16 protein-coding genes are annotated in these 16,320 nt (G+C 68.9%); 5 read left to right on the plus strand and 11 right to left on the minus strand.

Features of this window, described 5'->3' with window-relative positions; translation table 11 throughout:
• Positions 1-91 precede the first annotated feature (91 nt).
• Entirely contained in the window at positions 92-589 is a 498-nt protein-coding gene (locus ASE02_RS10640; RefSeq protein WP_056733944.1) for a GNAT family N-acetyltransferase, read from the minus strand.
• 209 nt (positions 590-798) lie between these two features.
• Between ASE02_RS10640 and arfB the strand changes: the two genes are divergently transcribed.
• A complete protein-coding gene (arfB, locus tag ASE02_RS10645) occupies positions 799-1,224 on the plus strand; it encodes an alternative ribosome rescue aminoacyl-tRNA hydrolase ArfB (protein ID WP_056733946.1) in 426 nt (141 codons plus the stop codon).
• Positions 1,225-1,252: 28 nt separating this feature from the next.
• On the opposite strand, the gene ASE02_RS23165 is transcribed toward arfB, so the two are convergent.
• Entirely contained in the window at positions 1,253-1,912 is a 660-nt protein-coding gene (locus tag ASE02_RS23165; RefSeq protein ID WP_082601999.1) for a beta/gamma crystallin-related protein, read from the minus strand.
• 154 nt (positions 1,913-2,066) lie between these two features.
• On the opposite strand from ASE02_RS23165, the gene ASE02_RS10655 reads away from it, so the two are divergent.
• Positions 2,067-2,609: a hypothetical protein gene (locus ASE02_RS10655; protein ID WP_056733950.1), complete on the plus strand. Its 543-nt coding sequence runs from the start codon at positions 2,067-2,069 to the stop codon at positions 2,607-2,609.
• A gap of 165 nt (positions 2,610-2,774) precedes the next feature.
• Here the strand turns inward: ASE02_RS10655 and clpB are convergent, their stop codons facing one another.
• Together clpB and ASE02_RS10665 are read right to left on the minus strand one after the other, a co-directional pair.
• The gene (clpB, locus tag ASE02_RS10660) at positions 2,775-5,357 is read right to left on the minus strand and encodes an ATP-dependent chaperone ClpB (RefSeq protein WP_056733952.1); all 2,583 of its coding nucleotides are present in this window, start codon (positions 5,355-5,357) and stop codon (positions 2,775-2,777) included.
• A gap of 181 nt (positions 5,358-5,538) precedes the next feature.
• Positions 5,539-7,779: an arylsulfatase gene (locus ASE02_RS10665; RefSeq protein WP_056733954.1), complete on the minus strand. Its 2,241-nt coding sequence runs from the start codon at positions 7,777-7,779 to the stop codon at positions 5,539-5,541.
• Positions 7,780-7,934: 155 nt separating this feature from the next.
• Here ASE02_RS10665 and ASE02_RS10670 point away from each other — a divergent pair, with 155 nt between their 5' ends.
• The gene (locus ASE02_RS10670) at positions 7,935-9,224 is read left to right on the plus strand and encodes an OmpP1/FadL family transporter (protein ID WP_056733955.1); all 1,290 of its coding nucleotides are present in this window, start codon (positions 7,935-7,937) and stop codon (positions 9,222-9,224) included.
• A gap of 130 nt (positions 9,225-9,354) precedes the next feature.
• Here ASE02_RS10670 and ASE02_RS10675 read toward each other — a convergent pair whose 3' ends face one another.
• The 5 genes from ASE02_RS10675 to ASE02_RS23335 form a co-directional block, all read right to left on the minus strand.
• Positions 9,355-10,764, minus strand: a complete 1,410-nt coding sequence (locus ASE02_RS10675; protein ID WP_056733957.1) for a M20/M25/M40 family metallo-hydrolase — start codon at positions 10,762-10,764, stop codon at positions 9,355-9,357.
• A gap of 121 nt (positions 10,765-10,885) precedes the next feature.
• Positions 10,886-11,311 carry a DUF1178 family protein gene (locus ASE02_RS10680; RefSeq protein ID WP_056733959.1) on the minus strand — a complete coding sequence of 142 codons (426 nt, stop codon included), beginning with the start codon at positions 11,309-11,311 and terminating at the stop codon, positions 10,886-10,888.
• Positions 11,308-12,141, minus strand: coding sequence for a carbon-nitrogen hydrolase family protein (locus tag ASE02_RS10685; protein ID WP_056733961.1), 834 nt, complete (start codon positions 12,139-12,141; stop codon positions 11,308-11,310). Before ASE02_RS10685 ends, ASE02_RS10680 begins: the two co-directional genes overlap by 4 nt.
• Before the next feature lie 38 nt (positions 12,142-12,179).
• Entirely contained in the window at positions 12,180-12,437 is a 258-nt protein-coding gene (grxC, locus tag ASE02_RS10690) for a glutaredoxin 3 (RefSeq protein ID WP_056733963.1), read from the minus strand.
• A 32-nt stretch (positions 12,438-12,469) separates the two neighbouring features.
• A complete protein-coding gene (locus ASE02_RS23335; RefSeq protein WP_369818544.1) occupies positions 12,470-12,724 on the minus strand; it encodes a ComF family protein in 255 nt (84 codons plus the stop codon).
• Positions 12,725-13,277: 553 nt separating this feature from the next.
• Between ASE02_RS23335 and ASE02_RS10700 the strand changes: the two genes are divergently transcribed.
• Both ASE02_RS10700 and ASE02_RS10705 read left to right on the plus strand, forming a co-directional pair.
• Positions 13,278-14,189 (plus strand): methyltransferase domain-containing protein, encoded by a 912-nt coding sequence (locus tag ASE02_RS10700; RefSeq protein WP_056733965.1) that lies wholly within the window; start codon positions 13,278-13,280, stop codon positions 14,187-14,189.
• A 132-nt stretch (positions 14,190-14,321) separates the two neighbouring features.
• Positions 14,322-14,702 (plus strand): DUF4168 domain-containing protein, encoded by a 381-nt coding sequence (locus ASE02_RS10705; RefSeq protein WP_056733967.1) that lies wholly within the window; start codon positions 14,322-14,324, stop codon positions 14,700-14,702.
• On the opposite strand, the gene ASE02_RS10710 is transcribed toward ASE02_RS10705, so the two are convergent.
• Positions 14,699-15,571 carry a hypothetical protein gene (locus tag ASE02_RS10710; RefSeq protein WP_056734042.1) on the minus strand — a complete coding sequence of 291 codons (873 nt, stop codon included), beginning with the start codon at positions 15,569-15,571 and terminating at the stop codon, positions 14,699-14,701. The two genes, ASE02_RS10705 and ASE02_RS10710, sit on opposite strands and share 4 nt — an antisense overlap.
• Positions 15,558-16,319, minus strand: coding sequence for a LytTR family DNA-binding domain-containing protein (locus ASE02_RS10715; RefSeq protein WP_056733968.1), 762 nt, complete (start codon positions 16,317-16,319; stop codon positions 15,558-15,560). Before ASE02_RS10715 ends, ASE02_RS10710 begins: the two co-directional genes overlap by 14 nt.
• Position 16,320: the final 1 nt, after the last annotated feature.

A 16,320-nucleotide genomic window follows, 5' to 3' on the forward strand; every position in this document is an offset into this window, starting at 1 on the left:
TCTCGCCAGAGACTGGCGTCTATAGATCCCCGACACTCCGCTACGCTTCGGTCGAGGATGACGATCTGCAGAGCGGCCGGCGCGAGGACGCCTACGGACGCAGCCGCGCCATCGAGATGGCGTCGACATACTCCCCGTCCCGCCAGGCGTAGCCGCGGTACAGTCCCTCGCGCTCGAAACCGAACCGCTCATAGAGCGCGATGGCGCGGGTGTTGTCGGGCCAGACGAACAGCTCCAGCCGGCGCAGGCCCAGCCAGCGGTCGGCCTGGTCCACCGCCGCCGCCATCAGGGCCGTGCCGGCGCCGCGCCCCGCATAGGCGTCATGAACCGCCATGCCGATCACCCCGGCATGGCCTCGCCGCCCCTCAAGGCGGTTGAGCCCCAGGCTGCCGATGACCTTTCCGCCGATCACCGCGACGAGCATGGTTTGTGCGGCGGAGGTGACCTGAAAGCGCTCGCGCCGCGTCGCCACGCTGGTGAACGGGACCTGCATCGTGCCCCAGACCGCGCGCGGCTGGTTCAGCGCCTCGGTCAGGTCGGCGACGTCGTCGGGTTCCGCGGCCCGGATCAGTATTTCGTCTTGGCTCATGGTCGTCTCTCGGTGGGCCGGAGAACGGAGCCAAAGAAAAAGCCCCGTCCGTCGCCGGCGGGGCTGGTGTCGAATACGGGCGCTGTTTCGTCCTAGCGCACGACCTCTCCCACCAGCCCGGTCTGGGCGGTTCGGCAGGTCACGTGCATAAGGGCGATGGCGGCGCGCATGGGCTAAGCTTAGCCGAAACAGGGATATCGGAAAAGTCGGTGATCGAAGTCACCCCCACCATCAGCCTCTCCGAGGACGAACTGACCGAACGGTTCATCCGCTCGGCCGGTCCCGGCGGTCAGAACGTCAACAAGGTCTCCACCGCCGTGGAGTTGCGCTTCGACGTGCGCGCGTCTCCGTCCCTGCCCAACGACGTGGCGATCCGGCTGATGAAGCTGGGCGGGCGCAAGGTCACCCAGGACGGCGTGCTGGTCCTGGTGGCGATGACCCACAGGACCCAGGAACGCAACCGCGCCGACGCGCTGGAGCGGCTGCTGGACCTGATCCGTGAGGCCGCGCGGCCCCCGCCGCCGCCGCGCAAGAAAACCCGGCCCACCCTCGCCGCCAAGAAGCGACGGGTGGAGGCCAAGGTCCGTCGCGGCGGGATAAAATCCACACGCGGCAAGGTGCGCGGCGACGACTAGGCCGCCGCCGCGAAAGCCTCGGTCCGCCTCAGTAGCGACGGATCGAGGACACCGAGTGCGCCAGTCCGTAACGGCGCAGGTCGCTGACCGAACTGGTCAGGGTGACACAGCGCCCACGGAAATGAGCGTCCTGGCATAGCTGCCAGCGGGTTCCGCGCGGAATGCGCACCGACAGCGCCCGGTCGTTGAAATTGTAATTGGCCAGGTTTGCGGCGCCGGCCATGAACGTCCGGGAGGACGCCCCCCTAAAGCCGGTGCTGCTGTGGAGCGTCAGACCTCCGTATTGCGGCGGCGTGGGCGGGTACGGACCGCCCGGATACGGCGGCCGCGGAGGTTGAGGCCTGGGCGGCTGAATCGACGGATCGCTGGGATACGGCGGACGTGGCGGCTGAATCGATGGACCACCCGGATACGGAGGGCGTGGCGGTTGAATCGACGGACCACCCGGATTCGGGGGGCGTGGCGGCTGAATGGACGGATCGCTCGGCCGCGGGGGCTGGATCGACGGACCGCCCGGACGGGGCGGCTGGATCGCGGGTCCGCTGGGCGACGGCAGCTGAACCGGCTGCGGCTCGGCTGGCCTGGTCTGAGCGTATCCGCCGCCCGCCGGCGTGGCGAGGACGGCGGCGCAGGCCAGCGCTATGGCGAACCGGCCGGCGCGGGATCCCGTAAATCCAGAACTCTGCATGACGTGCGTTCTCCGCGATTACAACGTCAGCATGCAGCGCCCTGAAACGGCGCACGTCAACGGGCGCCGATGCGCGCACTGTCGGGCATTTTACCAAGCACCGTCCGTCAGGAGCTTGGCGTCTGGGGGTTCGGCCGCATAAGGTGCGCACGCCATGTCACGCATACGCCTCCTCTCCGCCTCCGCCGCCCTGCTTCTGGTCGCCGCCTGCGCGCCCACCATGGGTCCCCCGCCGCCTCCGCCGCCTGGCTCCGATGGCCCGGCCTCGGCCAACACGTTCCGCGCGGGCGACTTTTCCTGGTCGGCGGTTCCCGGCCCCGGACGGGTGGACGGCCGCCTGGTCTTCCGGTCCGGCCAGGCCCGCTACAGCTGCGAAGGCGCCGGCGTGGTCCTGACGCCTGAGACGCCGTGGACCCGGCGGCGGATGACCATCCTCTACAAGTCGCCCGACCGCTCGGCGCTGCCGGCCGACGAGGTGCGGGCTCGCACCCCCTCGGCCCCCAGCGGCGACTACTCGGCCTTCGTCAAGCGCACGGTCTGCGACGCCAACAGCCGGTTCAGCTTCTCGGGCCTCGCCAACGGCGCCTGGTACGTGATCACCGTGGCCAAGCCGGTCGCCCCCGGCACAGGTCCCGACATCGCCGTCATGCGCCGCGTGGAAGTCCGCGGCGGCCGCGCGGTGAGCGTGGATCTGTAGACCGCCCGCTCGTCATCCTCCGGTCGTCTGCAAGACGATCCGGGGGCCCCAAGCGGGCTATCCACATTCTGCAACTCAGCTTGGATCCCCCGGATCAGCCTTCGGCTGACCGGAGGATGACGAGCAGATGCAAAACGCCCCGGGGATCACCCGGGGCGTTTGTCGTTAGTGGACCTTGGCCCGACCGATCTCCAGGCCGTCGGCCGAGGCGCCGACCTGGATGACCGAACCGTCCTCCAGATCGCCCGCGAGCAGCTTGCGGGCGATGGGGTCGACCAGTTCCTTCTGGATGACCCGCTTCAAAGGCCGCGCGCCATAGACCGGGTCGTAGCCCTTGTCGGCCATCCAATGCCTGGCGGCCGCATCCAGCACGATCGACATGCGCCGATCGGCCAGCAGCTTCTCGACACGCTGCAGCTGGATATCGACGATGTTGTCCATCTCGGCGCGGCCAAGCCGCTTGAAGAGGATGATCTCGTCGATCCGGTTCAGGAACTCGGGCCGGAAGTGGCGGCGGACCACGTCCATCACCATCGGCCGAACCTCCTCGACCTCGTCGCCCTCGCCCTGGCTGGCCAGGAACTCGGACCCCAGGTTCGAAGTCATGATCAGGATGGTGTTGCGGAAGTCGACCGTGCGGCCCTGACCATCGGTCAGGCGCCCGTCATCCAGCACCTGCAGCAGCACGTTGAAGACGTCGGGGTGCGCCTTCTCGACCTCGTCGAACAGCACGACCTGATAGGGCCGGCGGCGCACGGCCTCGGTCAGCGCCCCGCCTTCGTCGTAGCCGACATAGCCGGGAGGCGCGCCGATCATGCGGCTGACCGAGTGCTTCTCCATGTACTCGCTCATGTCCATGCGCGTGATGGCGCTCTCGTCGTCGAACATGAAGCCGGCCAAGGCCTTGGTCAGCTCGGTCTTGCCGACGCCGGTCGGGCCGAGGAACAGGAACGAGCCGATCGGACGGTTGGGATCCTGCAGGCCGGCGCGCGCGCGGCGCACGGCGTCGGACACCGCGACCAGCGCTTCCTCCTGGCCGACCACCCGCTTGCGCAGGGCGTCCTCCATGGCCAGCAGCTTCTCGCGCTCGCCTTCCAGCATCTTGTCGACCGGAATGCCGGTCCAGCGGCTGACCACGCCGGCGATCTGCTCGGCGTCGACGACCTCCAGGCTGACGGGGTTGTCGGCGGCGGCGGCTTCTTCCTCGGCCAGGCGCCGCTCAAGCTGCGGGATCTCGCCATAGGCGATCTCCGACGCACGCTGCAGGTCGCCCCGGCGCTGGGCGGTGACCAGTTCGGCGCGCAGCCGATCGAGCGCCTCGCGGGCCTGGGCGGCTTGGCCGACCTTTTCCTTTTCCGCGCGCCAGCGGGCGGTCATCTCGGCCGACTGACCTTCCAGCTCGTCGAGTTCCTCTTCCAGCTTTTCCAGCCGGGCTCGGGATGCGGCGTCGGTTTCCTTGGCCAGCGCCTCGCGTTCGATCTTCAGCTGCACGGCGCGGCGGTCGATCTCGTCGAGCTCCTCGGGCTTGCTATCGACCGCCATCCGCACGCGGCTGCCCGCCTCGTCGATCAGGTCGATGGCTTTGTCAGGCAAGAAGCGGTCGGCGATGTAGCGGTTCGACAGGGTGGCCGCGGCCACGATGGCGCTGTCGGAGATGCGGACCCCGTGGTGGACCTCGTACTTCTCCTTCAAGCCGCGCAGGATCGAGATCGTGTCCTCGACCGTGGGTTCGGACACGAACACCGGCTGGAAGCGACGGGCCAGGGCCGCGTCCTTCTCGACGTGCTTGCGGTACTCGTCCAGCGTGGTGGCGCCGACGCAGTGCAGCTCGCCGCGCGCCAGGGCGGGCTTGAGCAGGTTGGAGGCGTCCATCGCCCCCTCGGTCTTCCCGGCCCCGACCAGGGTGTGCATCTCGTCGATGAACAGGATGATCGAGCCTTCGGCCTGGGTGACCTCGTTCAGGACCGCCTTCAGGCGCTCCTCAAACTCGCCGCGATACTTCGCGCCGGCGATCAACGAGCCCATGTCCAGGGCGTGGAGCTGTTTGTCCTTCAGGCTTTCGGGCACATCGCCATTGACGATGCGCAGGGCCAGGCCCTCGACGATGGCGGTCTTGCCGACGCCGGGTTCGCCGATCAGGACGGGATTGTTCTTGGTGCGGCGCGACAGCACCTGGATCGTGCGGCGAATTTCCTCGTCGCGGCCGATCACCGGGTCGAGCTTGCCGTCGCGGGCGGCCTGGGTCAGGTCGCGCGCATAGCGCTTGAGCGCGTCATAGCCTTCCTCGGCCGAGGCGCTGTCGGCGGTCTTGCCCTTGCGCATCGCCTTGGCGGCTTCTTCCAGCGCCGCGGCGTTGGCGCCGGCGTCCTTCAGGACCCGTGCGGAATCGCCGCCTTCCTTGGCGATGGCGATCAGCAGGCGTTCGGTGGTGACGAAGGCGTCGCCCGCCGCCTTCGCCCCGGCCTCGGCCTCGGCGAAGATGCGCGCGGTCTCGGGCGCCATATAGAGCTGGCCAGAACCGCCCTCGACCTTGGGCCGTTTGGCCAGCAGGGCGTCGGCGGCCTTGTCGGCCTCGTCTGGCCGTCCACCGGCGCTCTGGATCAGGGCGCGGGACAGGCCGTCTTTTTCTTCAAGCAGCACCTTCAGCAGATGCTCGGGCGCGAGCTGCTGATGGCTACGGGCGAGCGCGAGGCTTTGCGCCGACTGGATCGCCTGCTTGGCGCGGTCGGAATAGAGATCGATGTTCATGCTTTCCCCTGGATAGGCGGATTTGGGGCGTCGCCTCATACAAGCACGACACCTCGCTCAGGGATGTAGTGTTGCTTCGCCGCCACACAAGACAATCGGGCCGACGCCAGCGAGTTCCGTTCGAAAACCGCATTCCTCTCCTCGTAGCGGGGGAGGAAAGAAGGAGGCGGTGCGGCGCCCGCTACTGCCGCGCCATCTCGGCTTCGCCGACCGCGTCGCCGTCCAGATCCTGGTCGGCGTCCATGGTGACGGTGACGGTCCGCAGGGCGCCAGTGAAGGTGAACGGCTGGGCGTAGTCGCCGACCGCGCTGCCCCGGTCGCGGCCGATGTCGAGCCCCGACCAGGAGATCAGGGTCATGAAGCCGAGATGGGTCGAGAGCTCGCCGGCCGGCTGGCCGTCGACCGTCAGGGTGAACCGGCGGCCATCGCCCTGGATCACGCGGACGCCGAGCTTGCGGCGCCCGGGCGCGACCTCCTGCTCCGAACTGACCGTGGTCCGCAGGCCGCCGATGTTCAGGGTGTGGTGCAGGCGGCCGTCGCGGACGAACAGGCTGTAGCCGCTGGTGGCGTCGCCGTGAGCGATCAACACCCCCTGGTCGCCCTCGCCCAAATTGACGTCGGCCTCGATGAAGTAGGAGCGCGAGCGCACGTCGGGCGCGCAGTCGCCCGGCAGATGCCCCATGCCCTTGTGGAACGCGAAGCTCTTGCGATGTCCCTGGTGGCGCAGGGCGTTCTCGGCGAAGCGCGGTCCGAAGCGGTCGTCCAGCGGCAGGACGTTGCAGCGCTCGGCCTGGGCCCACCACTCATCGACCAGGGCCTTCAGGCGTTCGGGCTCCTGCTCGGCCAGGTCCCTGGTTTCCGAGAAGTCGGCGTCGAGGTGGTAGAGCTCCCAGCGGTCGCTCTCGAAAGCCGCGCCCGGCGGGTGGAAGGCCACAGCCTTCCAGCCATCCTTCCAGAGGCCGCGATGGCCGAACATCTCGAAATACTGCGGGCTGGCCTTCGAGGGCGCGGCGGGGTCGGTGATCGAGGCCGCGAAGCTGACGCCCTCGATCGGCATCTGCGGCACCCCGGCGATCACCTGCGGCGAGGTCAGGCCCAGCATGTCGAGCAAGGTCGGGGTGAAGTCGCTGGCATGGGCGAACTGGCCCCGCGTCTCGCCGCGCGCGGCGACACCGTTCTTCCAGGAGATCACCAGCGGGTCGCGGATGCCGCCGCCGTGGGTGTTCTGCTTGTAGCGGCGCAGCGGCGTGTTGGACGCCATCGCCCAGCCGAGCGGGAAGTTCGAGTGGCTGTCGGGCCCGCCGATGTTCTCGATGTTGGCGAGCTTCTCGGCCATCGGCTCGAACTTCATATTGTAGGGGCCCATGGCGTTGACGAAGCCCAGGGGGCCGCCCTCCTGGCTGGCGCCATTGTCCGACAGCACCAGGATCAGGGTGTCGTCCTTGACGCCCGCCTCCTCGAGGAAGCTCACCAGCCGCGCCAGTTGCCGGTCGGCGTGGTCGAGCATGCCGGCGAAGGCGCTCTGCAGGCGGGTGAACACCCGCTGTTCGTCGGGGCTGTGGTCGGCCCAGGCCTTCACCCCGTCGTTGCGGGGCGGCATCTGGGTTTCCGGCGGCACGATCCCCAGAGCCTTCTGGCGCTCCAGGCGGCGCTCGCGCTCGACGTCCCAACCTTCGGCGAAGACCGCGTCGTAGCTCTCGATGATCTCCTTCGGCGCCTGGTGCGGCGCGTGACAGGCGCCCAGCCCCAACCACAGCAGCCAAGGCTGATCGGGCGCGTCGGCGATGTGGTCGGCGACGAAGCGGATGCTCTCGTCCACCAGGTCGGTGGTCAGGTGGTAGCCGTCCGGGAAGTGGCCGGGGGCGTCGATGGGGGTGTTGTCGCGAACCAGCTCAGGTGAATAGTGGTCGGTCTCGGCGTCCATGAAGCCGTAGTAGCGGTTGAACCCCCGCCCCAACGGCCAGCCGTCGAACGGCCCGCTGGCGCCCACCTGGCTGAGCGGCGTCGCGTGCCACTTGCCGACCATGTAGGTCCCGTAGCCCTGGGCCCGCAGCATCTCGGGCAGGGTCCCGGCCTCGTGGGCGATCTTGCCGCGATAGCCGGGGAAGCCTGAATCGAAATTGGCCAGGCAGCCCATGCCGACCGAGTGGTGGTTGCGTCCGGTCAGCAGCGCCGCGCGGGTGGTCGAACACATCGCCGTGGTGTGGAAGCCGGTGTAGCGCAGGCCGTCCTCCGCCAGGGCGTCGATGGTCGGCGTCTTGATCGGAGAGCCGTAGCAGCCGAAGTCGGAGAAGCCGACGTCGTCGAACAACACCACCAGGATGTTGGGCGATCCCTTGGGCGGCTTTACCCGCGCCGGCCAATGGGGGACCGAGTCCGCCAGGGTCCGACCGACTTTCGCAGAACCATCAGATGCACTCATGGCATCCTCCATGCCAATTTATTTCGTTGTCGCGCGATGAGGCCCGCTTGGCAAGGCGGAGCGGCCGATCCTGCAACAAACCGGCGTGTTCGGTGTTCTGCGCTCAAGCCCCCGCGGCTGCCGGAACCTCCCCTTCCCCCGTGAAGACACGCATCATGACCCGCTCGACAATCCTGGCGGCGACCACCGCCATCGTCGCCCTGACAGCCTCGCAGGCCCAGGCCGCCGGCTACTATCTCCAGGAACAGTCGGTGCGCGGCGCCGGCCGCGCCTATTCCGGCGAGGTCGCCGACCAGGGCGTCTCGTCGCTATGGTGGAACCCCGCCGCCATCGCCCGCTCGCCGCGCGAGATCTATGGCGGCCTGCACGCCGTGTTCGTCGACGCCAAGGTGACGAACCAGGGCTCGACCATCACCTATCCGGGCGGGACGACCATCCCGGTGCAGGGCGAGCCGCGCGCCTTCAACCCGATCCAGAACGGCGTCGCGCCGAACTTCGCCATCGCCACGCCGATTGGCGATCACTTCGCCCTGGGGCTTTCGGTGGCCGCGCCCTTCAACTTCACCACCGAGTATCGCGGGAACTCCTGGGCCAGGTACGACGCCCTGACCTCACGCCTGACCACGGCCGACATCCAGCTCACCGGCGCCATGCAGGTGACCGACTGGCTGGACGTTGGGCTGGGGGTCAGCGCCCAGCACACCGAGGCCAAGCTGCAGACCGCCTATCCCAATCTCTCGCCGGCCCTGCCCGACGGGGTCTCGCAGCTCAGCGGCGACGGCTGGGACTTCGGCTGGTCCGCCGGCGCCCAGGCGCACCTGGGCAAGGTAAGCCTGGGCGCCAGCTATCGCGCCAAGATCGAGCACGACCTGGACGGCCGCGTCCTGGTCGCGGGGCTGCTCGGACCGCTGGCGCCGGCCAACCGCGACATCGACGGCTCGGCGGCCTTCGCCACCCCGTGGGTCGCCACCCTGGGCGCTCGCTGGCGAGCGACCGACAAGCTCACGCTCGACGCCCAGGTGCAGCGGATCGGCTGGAGCGAGTTCAAGGCCATCGACGTCAAGTTCGCCGGCGGCGGGGGCGAAACCCTGTTCCAGGGCTACAAGGACACCACCTCGGGCGGGGTCGGCCTCGACTACGCGGTCAACGACCGCCTGACCCTGCGGACCGGCGTGCAATACGATCCCACGCCGACGCCGGACGACGCCCGCACCACCCGGGTGCCGGACGGCGACCGCTGGCTCTACAGCGCCGGGGCCACGGCCCAGGTCACGGGTAGCCTGAAGCTGGACGCCGCGCTGACCTATATCGACTTCGCCTCCAGCGACGTCCTGCACGACACCACCTTCTATGAAGGCACGCCGGCGGCCACCACCACCCGCCTGCGCGGCGAGGTGCAGGGCCAGGGCTATGTGCTGTCGCTGGGGCTGCGGAAGACGTTTTAGCGCCCAGCTCGTCATCCTCCGGTCAGCCGCAGGCTGATCCGGGGGACCCAAGCTGAGTTGCAGAACCTGCCACGCAGTATGGGTCCCCCGGATCTCGCTTCGCGAGACCGGAGGATGACGGTGTGTGGGACTACTTCTGCGTCGCGTAGATCTTCACCACCTCGTGGAGGAAGTCGCGGCCCTCGTAGAGCGAGCGGACGCGCATCTTCTCGTTCAGGCCGTGAGCGCCGTTGCCGCCCGGCTCGCCGAAGAAGCCGGTCAAGCCGTAGGTCGGAATACCGACCGCGTTCAGGAACCGGCCATCGGTGGCGCCGGTCGCCATCACCGGAACCAGCGGCACGCCGGGCCACAGCTTGGCGGCGACCTTCTCGACCGGATCGGTGATCGACTTGCCCAGGGTCGGCGGCGGCGAGACGGGGCTGGGCTCGCCCACGGTCGTCACCTTGATGGCGTCGTCGCCGAGCACCTTGACCAGGGCCAGGCGGGTTTCCTCGACGCCCTCGCCGGGCAGGATGCGGCAGTTCACATTGGCCCGCGCCCGCTGCGGCAGGGCGTTGGGGGCATGGCCGGCATTGACCATGGTGGCCACGCAGGTGGTGCGCATCATCGAGTTGCGGCCCGGCTCCTGGGCGACGATGGCGACAGCCGCCGCGTCGGCGGGGTTCTTGGCCACGGCGGCCAGGGCCTTGCCGGTTTCACCGCCGTCGATCACCGCCATGCGCTCGAAATTGGCGCGGACGGCGTCGTTCAGCTTCACCGGGAAGTCGTAGAGGCCCAGGCGCGAGAGCCCGGCCGACAGGTGATAGATGGCGTTGTCGCGCACCGGGGCCGAGGAGTGGCCGCCCTTGTTGGTCACTTCCAGGGTGTAGTCCTGATAGACCTTCTCGCCGGCCTGGATGCCGAGCGAGATGCGGTTACCCTTGGCGTCGAGCCGCCCGCCCGAGCCCTCGTTGAGCACGAAGGCGGCGTCCATCAGGTCGCGGTGGTTCTGGATCAGGTACTGGACGCCGTTGAAGGTGTCGGGCGTCTCCTCACCGCAGGTCAGCGCCATCTTGATGGTGCGCCGGGGCTTGAAGCCCTCTTGCTTGAAGCGGATCAGGCTGTCGGTCCACACCGCCGCCTGGGCTTTGTCATCGCTGGCGCCGCGGGCGTAGAAGAAGCCGTCCTCTTCGATCAGCTTGAAGGGATCGCGTTCCCAGTCGGCGCGATTGGCCTCGACCACGTCGATATGGGCCAACAGCAGGATCGGCTTGGCCTTGGGATCGGAGCCCTTCAGCGTGGCGACCAGATTGCCGTCCTTGGGACGCGCCGCCGGCACGATGACCTGCAGGTCCGCGTCGGCGAAGCCCGCCGCCTTCAGGCGCGAGGCCATGGCCTGCGAAGCCGCGGTGCAGCTGCCCGACGACAGCGTCGTATTGATCTCGATCAGCTCCTTGTAGAGGTCGCGGAAGGCCAGCTGGTCGGGGCGCGGGGTCTGGGCCGCGGCGGGGGACGCGAGCGCGGCGAGCGCCAATGCGGCGGCGGAAATCGAACGGATCATCAACAGCTCCACAATAATGGGAGCGACCCTATGGGGCGTGCGGACGAGCGGCAACGGGAATGGTGTGGCTTGCGCGAAGGCCCCCTCAGTCGGCTTCGCCGACAGCTCGGGGATCTAGAAGCTAATTCACTTCCGACTTCTTCGGCGGCGCCGGGGGCATGGCGGCGACAGGGACGCCATCCTCGGCGAGCGACTTGATCTGGGCAGGCGTCGCCTCGCCATAGATGCCGCGATCTTCGGAGCGGCCCTCGTGGATGGCGCGAGCCTCGTCGGCGAAGGTGTCGCCGACATAGTCGAAGTTGTCCTCGACGTGTTTGCGCACCCGGCCCATGGCCTCCATGACCATCGAGCGCATCTGCGGGGCCAAGTCGGTGGTCTTCTTCGTGCCGGCGACGGAGGGGGCCATGATCTGCTTGGTCACGGCCTTGGAGTCGCAGACCGGGCAGCCGATCAGGCCGCGCTTGGACTGGTCGTCGAAATCATCCGACGATCCGAACCAGCCCTCGAACTCATGGGCGTTGTCGCAGGAAAGCGCGTAGCGGATCATAGGATAGATATAGGCGTCTCGAACGCTCGCGCATTGGCCAGGGCCGGGATCGCGGTCCGCGCCTTGTCCACCGCCTCGAGATCAAGGTCGACGACCAGCACGCCGGGCTCGTCGTGATCGAGCTTGCCCAGCACCTCGCCCCACGGACCAACCGCCAACGTCCGGCCGTAGGTGCCGCGGCCGTCCTCGTGGAAGCCGCCCTGGGCGGGCGCCAGCACGAAGCTGCCGGTCTCGATGGCGCGGGCACGCAGCAGGATCTCCCAGTGCGCCTCGCCGGTCGGCCGGGTGAAGGCGGCCGGGGTCACGATCACCTGCGCGCCGGCGATGGCCAGGGCGCGATAGAGGGCCGGGAAGCGAACGTCGTAGCAGATGGTCAGGCCCAGCCGCATCTGGCCGGCATGGACCGCCACGGCCTCGTCGCCCGGCTCGTAGGTCTCGCTCTCGCGGGCGCTCTCGCCGGTCGGCAGGTCGACATCGAACATATGGAGTTTGTCGTATGTGGCGACGATGTCGCCCAGCGGCGAGATCAGGGCCGCGCGGTTGGCGGCCTTGCCGTCCTCACGCTTGACCAGGGCCGAGCCGACCAGGATCGCCACCGACAGCTCGGCGGCCAGGGCCTGCAGGCCCTGGACGACGGGGTCGTCCGCCAGCAGCGTCAGTTGCGGCAGCAGGAGCGCCTTGTCCCGCTGGAGGATGTTGGTTCCCTCGGGCGTGGCGATGAAGGTCGCGCCCTGGGCGGCGGCCTCGCGCACCAGCGGCGCCACATGGGCGAGCGCCGCGGCGTGGCTGGCGGGCGTTCGTGTCTGGATCAATCCGACGCGCAGGGTCATGGGCTCACCCGTAGGTCAGGCCGCACATAAGCTCAAGGCTAGGCGGCCAGCAGGGCGTCCAGCTTGCCGTCGTATTCCAGCGCCATCATGTCGTCGCAGCCGCCGACGTGCTGATCGCCGATGAAGATCTGCGGGAAGGTCGCGCCGCCGTTCGCGCGCTGGACCATCTCCTTGCGCTTCTCTGGATCGAAGGCGGCTTCGATCTCGGTGAACTGCGCTCCCTTCTTCTCCAGCAGCGAGACCGCGCGGATGCAGTAGGGACAGTAGGGTTTCGTGTAGATGGTGACTTGGGCCATGGCTCGACTAATACGTGAAAACTGCGTTCGATCTATATGGAGCGGTTCGCCGCTTCTTTCACCCTCGCAACCACTGCGACATCAACGCACGTCGCGCCGGCGGCCAGTAGAGCCCTCGCGCAGCCTTCCAATGTGGCGCCGGTGGTCATGACGTCGTCGATCAGCAGGATGCGCTTGCCGGCCACCTGATGGGCGCGTCCGGCGGGGGTGGCGAAGGCGGCGGCCACATTGCGCCGCCGTCCCGATCCCGACTTGCCGCCCTGGGTCTCGGTGGCCCGCAACCGCACCAGGCGTCCGGCAGATAGGGCACGCCCGTGAGGCGGCTCAGCGGCCGGGCGATCTCGGCGGCCTGGTTGTAGCGCCGGCCCAGCAGGCGGCTGGGATGCAGCGGGACCGGCGCGATGGCGTCGGCGTCCGCCAGCAGATCGCGGGCCGAGCGGCTAATCCAGCGGGCCAGCAGCGGGGCCAGGTCGGTGCGGTCGGCATGCTTCAATTGCAAGATCACGCCGCGCGAGGCGTCGTCATAGAGGCAGGCGGCGCGGCCCCGCGCGAAGGCGCGCGGCTTGGCCATGCAATCGGCGCAGCGCACGCCCTCCCTCAGGTCATACTCGAAGGGCGTTCCGCAGCCGTCGCGGAGCGGCCCGTCGATGAACGGAATGCGGCTCCAGGCCTCCGGGCTGAAGCCGGTCGACATCGGCGCGGGGCCGTCATCCAGCGATTGGGGTGGGAAAAGCAGGTCGAGCGCGGTACGAACCGCGGCCTTCGCGCGCGGCCCGGGTTTCCACCAGGGGGCCGCATCGCCATCTGACAGGCTTCCAGTCGAAAAGCGTTCCGCCGCCAATGTCCGCCCCGCCCCGCCTCTTCAACCGCGACCTGCTTCGCACCCGCCTGAGCCGGGCCGCGGCCGTCTACGCCAACGCCGACTTCCTCAAGCGGCGCGCCGCCGAGGACGCCGTCGTGCGCCTGGAAGCGATCATGCGCGACTTCCCGCTCGCCGTCGATCTGGGCGCGCGTAACGGAGCGTTCGGGGAGGCCCTGGCGCTCAGCGACGCCAAGCCCCGCGTCGGCTGCCTGATCGAGGCCGACCTCTCGGGCGCCATGCTGGCCGGCCGAACCGGCCCGCGCCTGGTCGCGGACGAGGAGCGCCTGCCCTTCGCCTTCGGCAGCCTCGACCTGGTGGTCTCCACGCTGGCGCTGCACTGGACCAACGACGTGGTCGGGGCGCTGATCCAGATCCGCCGCGCCTTGAAGCCGGACGGCCTGTTCATCGGCTCGATGCTGGGCGGCGCGACCCTGACCGAGCTGCGCCAGTCACTGCTGGCGGCCGAGGCGGAGCTGACCGGCGGAGCCGGGCCTCGGGTCTCGCCCTTCGCCGACGCCTACGACGCCGCGGGCCTGCTGCAACGCTCCGGCTTCGCCCTGCCGGTGGCCGACGTCGACCGGGTCACCGTCCGCTATGCCCACCCGCTGAAGCTGCTGGCCGATCTGCGGGCCATGGGCGAGACCAGCGTGCTGGCCGAACGCCACCCGCGCCAGCTGACCCGCCAGGTCCTGGCCCGCGCCTGCGAGCTCTATGTCGAGAAGTTCGCCGAGCCGGACGGCCGGGTTCCCGCGACCTTCGAAATCCTGACCCTGACCGGCTGGGCGCCCGATCCCAGTCAGCAGAAACCGCTGAAGCCCGGCTCGGCCAAGATGCGTCTGGCCGACGCCCTGGGCGTGGTCGAGAACCCGTTGCCGCGCGAAGAGGACTAGGTCCGCCGCAGGCGCCTAGCGCCTGCGCACTATCGTCGCAGATCGGCGTTCGGCGCATTCTGGTCGTATTTTCGTCCAGACCGCCGCACTAGGCTGATCGAGCTCGATACCCATTAGGTTAGGAACCCCCGTATGCGTGTTGCTATTCTGGCCGCCGGCCTGCTCGCCGCCTCCACCTTCGCCGCCTCCGCTCAAGCCCAGACGGCGCCTGCCGCTGAGGCTCCGGCCGCCGCGCCCGCCGCTGGCGGCTTCACCGACGCCGAGTTGAAATCGTTCGGCGAGGCCATGACCCAGATCCAGAAGATCAACGGCGAGTACAGCCCCAAGCTGGTCGGCGCCGACGGCCCGACCAAGGCCACCGTCCAGAAGGAAATGATCGGCAAGATGGGCGAGGCCGTGCAGGCCAGCGGCCTGACGCCCGAGAAGTACAACCAGATGTCGGCCGCCGTCCAAAAGGACAACGCCCTGCGCCAGCGGCTGACCCAGGTGCTGAACGCCGAACCGGCCGCCTAGGCGGTCACTGGCGACGCGCGTCGCCGCTCGTCGAGGCGGACCACGATATCGGCCCGCCTCGGCATCTCTTCCAAGATCCAGCTGGTCAGGCGCTCATAGTGGCGGATGAAGGTCTCGACCTGATCGTCGCTCATGACGCGCGAGGCGTCACCGCCTTCGCGGGCCAGCCGCTCGCGCAGCTTGCGCTCCTGCTCGATCCGCCAGGTCAACACCACGTCGAAGCTGGGCGCCTGCAGCAGGATCAGCATGTCGAGTTTTGAAAACAGGTCCTGGTAGGGACCAGCCAGCGCCGTGTTGGCGTAGGTCCGCCAGGCGCCGTCCGGGTCGCGCTCGCGTTCCAGGGCGTTGACCGGTTCGGCCAGGGCGGCCTGCGCCTGGGGCCGGGCGCCGACGCACCAGCCTTCGAACAGCACCACGTCAGCCGGACCTTCGAAGGTCTCGCCAGGCTTGCGGTCGTCGCTGGCCTTGTCGAAGGCCGGCAGGACCACAGGCCCCGGCTGGCGCAGGTCGCTCAGCAGCGCCTCGCCCCAGGCGACGTCGTGGGTTCCCGGAACACCGCGCGTGGCCAAGAGCGGTTGCACGTCCCGCGCCAGCACCTGGCGCTCGGCGCGGGTGAGATAGATGTCGTCCAGGGAGAACAGCGCGACCTTCAGGCCGCGCGCTTCCAGCAACCGGCGGACCACCGCCGTCAGGGTCGACTTGCCGCTGGCCTGCGAACCGCAGACCCCGACCACGATCCCGCCCGGCCGCACGCTCGAAGCGATCCGTTCGGCCAGCGGCAGCGCCACGGTCTCGACGGTTTGCGCGTAGGTCGCGGGCAGCCGCTCAGCGGCCAGGAAACCCGCGAGCCAGTCGTCAGTCGACGTCATCATAGACCTGCAAGAACTCGCGGCTCACCGCATGGGTATAGGTGTTTCCTACCGGGACTTCGGCCCCGTCGGAAAGCTCCAAAACCAGCACCCCGCGTCTGCGGCGGCGAACCCGCACCACCGCCTCGCGGCGCACGAAGGCCGAACGGCTGACCCGCAGCATCGACGCCGGATCAAGGCGCGGGGTCAGGGCGTCCATCGTGCTGCGGTACATGTGGGATCGGTTGGGGGTATGCAGCAGCACGTAATCCCTGGCCGCCTCGATCCAGGCGACGCTGTCGATCTCGACCCGCACCAGTCCGCGCGGCCGGCGCACCCAGAAGGGCGCGCTGTAGGGTTCATTTACGACCTCGGGCTCGGCGCTCTCGAAGGTCGGCTCCGGCGCCCCGACCACGCGCAGTCGCCGCGCGCGGTCGACGGCCAGCTTCAGCCGCGCCGGCTCCACCGGCTTCAGCAGGTAGTCGATGGCGTCGACATCGAAGGCGGCCAGGGCGAACTGATCATAGGCGGTGACGAACACCACCTGGGCGTCCGGCCGCGCCTTCAGCGCCCGCGCCAGGCAAAGCCCGTCGCGATTGGGCATCTGAATATCCAGCAGCACCAGATCGGGGCGTAAGGCGGCGATCTGCTCGGCGGCCTCCTCGCCGTCGCGGGCCACGCCGACCACCTCGACGTCGGGCACATCGACCAAGAGCGTCTCGAGCCGCTCCAACGCCAGGGTTTCATCGTCGACCAGCAGGATACGCATG

Origin of the sequence: Phenylobacterium sp. Root700, from assembly GCF_001429025.1 — a bacterium.
Lineage (GTDB): Bacteria > Pseudomonadota > Alphaproteobacteria > Caulobacterales > Caulobacteraceae > Phenylobacterium.

Coding starts and splice junctions, on each gene's coding strand:
- ASE02_RS10640 (WP_056733944.1), bottom strand. CDS start 589: ATGAGCCAAGACGAAATACTGATCCGGGCCGCGGAACCCGACGACGTC.
- ASE02_RS23165 (WP_082601999.1), bottom strand. CDS start 1,912: ATGCAGAGTTCTGGATTTACGGGATCCCGCGCCGGCCGGTTCGCCATA.
- ASE02_RS10655 (WP_056733950.1), top strand. CDS start 2,067: ATGTCACGCATACGCCTCCTCTCCGCCTCCGCCGCCCTGCTTCTGGTC.
- clpB (WP_056733952.1), bottom strand. CDS start 5,357: ATGAACATCGATCTCTATTCCGACCGCGCCAAGCAGGCGATCCAGTCG.
- ASE02_RS10665 (WP_056733954.1), bottom strand. CDS start 7,779: ATGAGTGCATCTGATGGTTCTGCGAAAGTCGGTCGGACCCTGGCGGAC.
- ASE02_RS10670 (WP_056733955.1), top strand. CDS start 7,935: ATGACCCGCTCGACAATCCTGGCGGCGACCACCGCCATCGTCGCCCTG.
- ASE02_RS10675 (WP_056733957.1), bottom strand. CDS start 10,764: ATGATCCGTTCGATTTCCGCCGCCGCATTGGCGCTCGCCGCGCTCGCG.
- ASE02_RS10680 (WP_056733959.1), bottom strand. CDS start 11,311: ATGATCCGCTACGCGCTTTCCTGCGACAACGCCCATGAGTTCGAGGGC.
- ASE02_RS10685 (WP_056733961.1), bottom strand. CDS start 12,141: ATGACCCTGCGCGTCGGATTGATCCAGACACGAACGCCCGCCAGCCAC.
- grxC (WP_056733963.1), bottom strand. CDS start 12,437: ATGGCCCAAGTCACCATCTACACGAAACCCTACTGTCCCTACTGCATC.
- ASE02_RS10700 (WP_056733965.1), top strand. CDS start 13,278: ATGTCCGCCCCGCCCCGCCTCTTCAACCGCGACCTGCTTCGCACCCGC.
- ASE02_RS10705 (WP_056733967.1), top strand. CDS start 14,322: ATGCGTGTTGCTATTCTGGCCGCCGGCCTGCTCGCCGCCTCCACCTTC.
- ASE02_RS10710 (WP_056734042.1), bottom strand. CDS start 15,571: ATGACGTCGACTGACGACTGGCTCGCGGGTTTCCTGGCCGCTGAGCGG.
- ASE02_RS10715 (WP_056733968.1), bottom strand. CDS start 16,319: ATGCGTATCCTGCTGGTCGACGATGAAACCCTGGCGTTGGAGCGGCTC.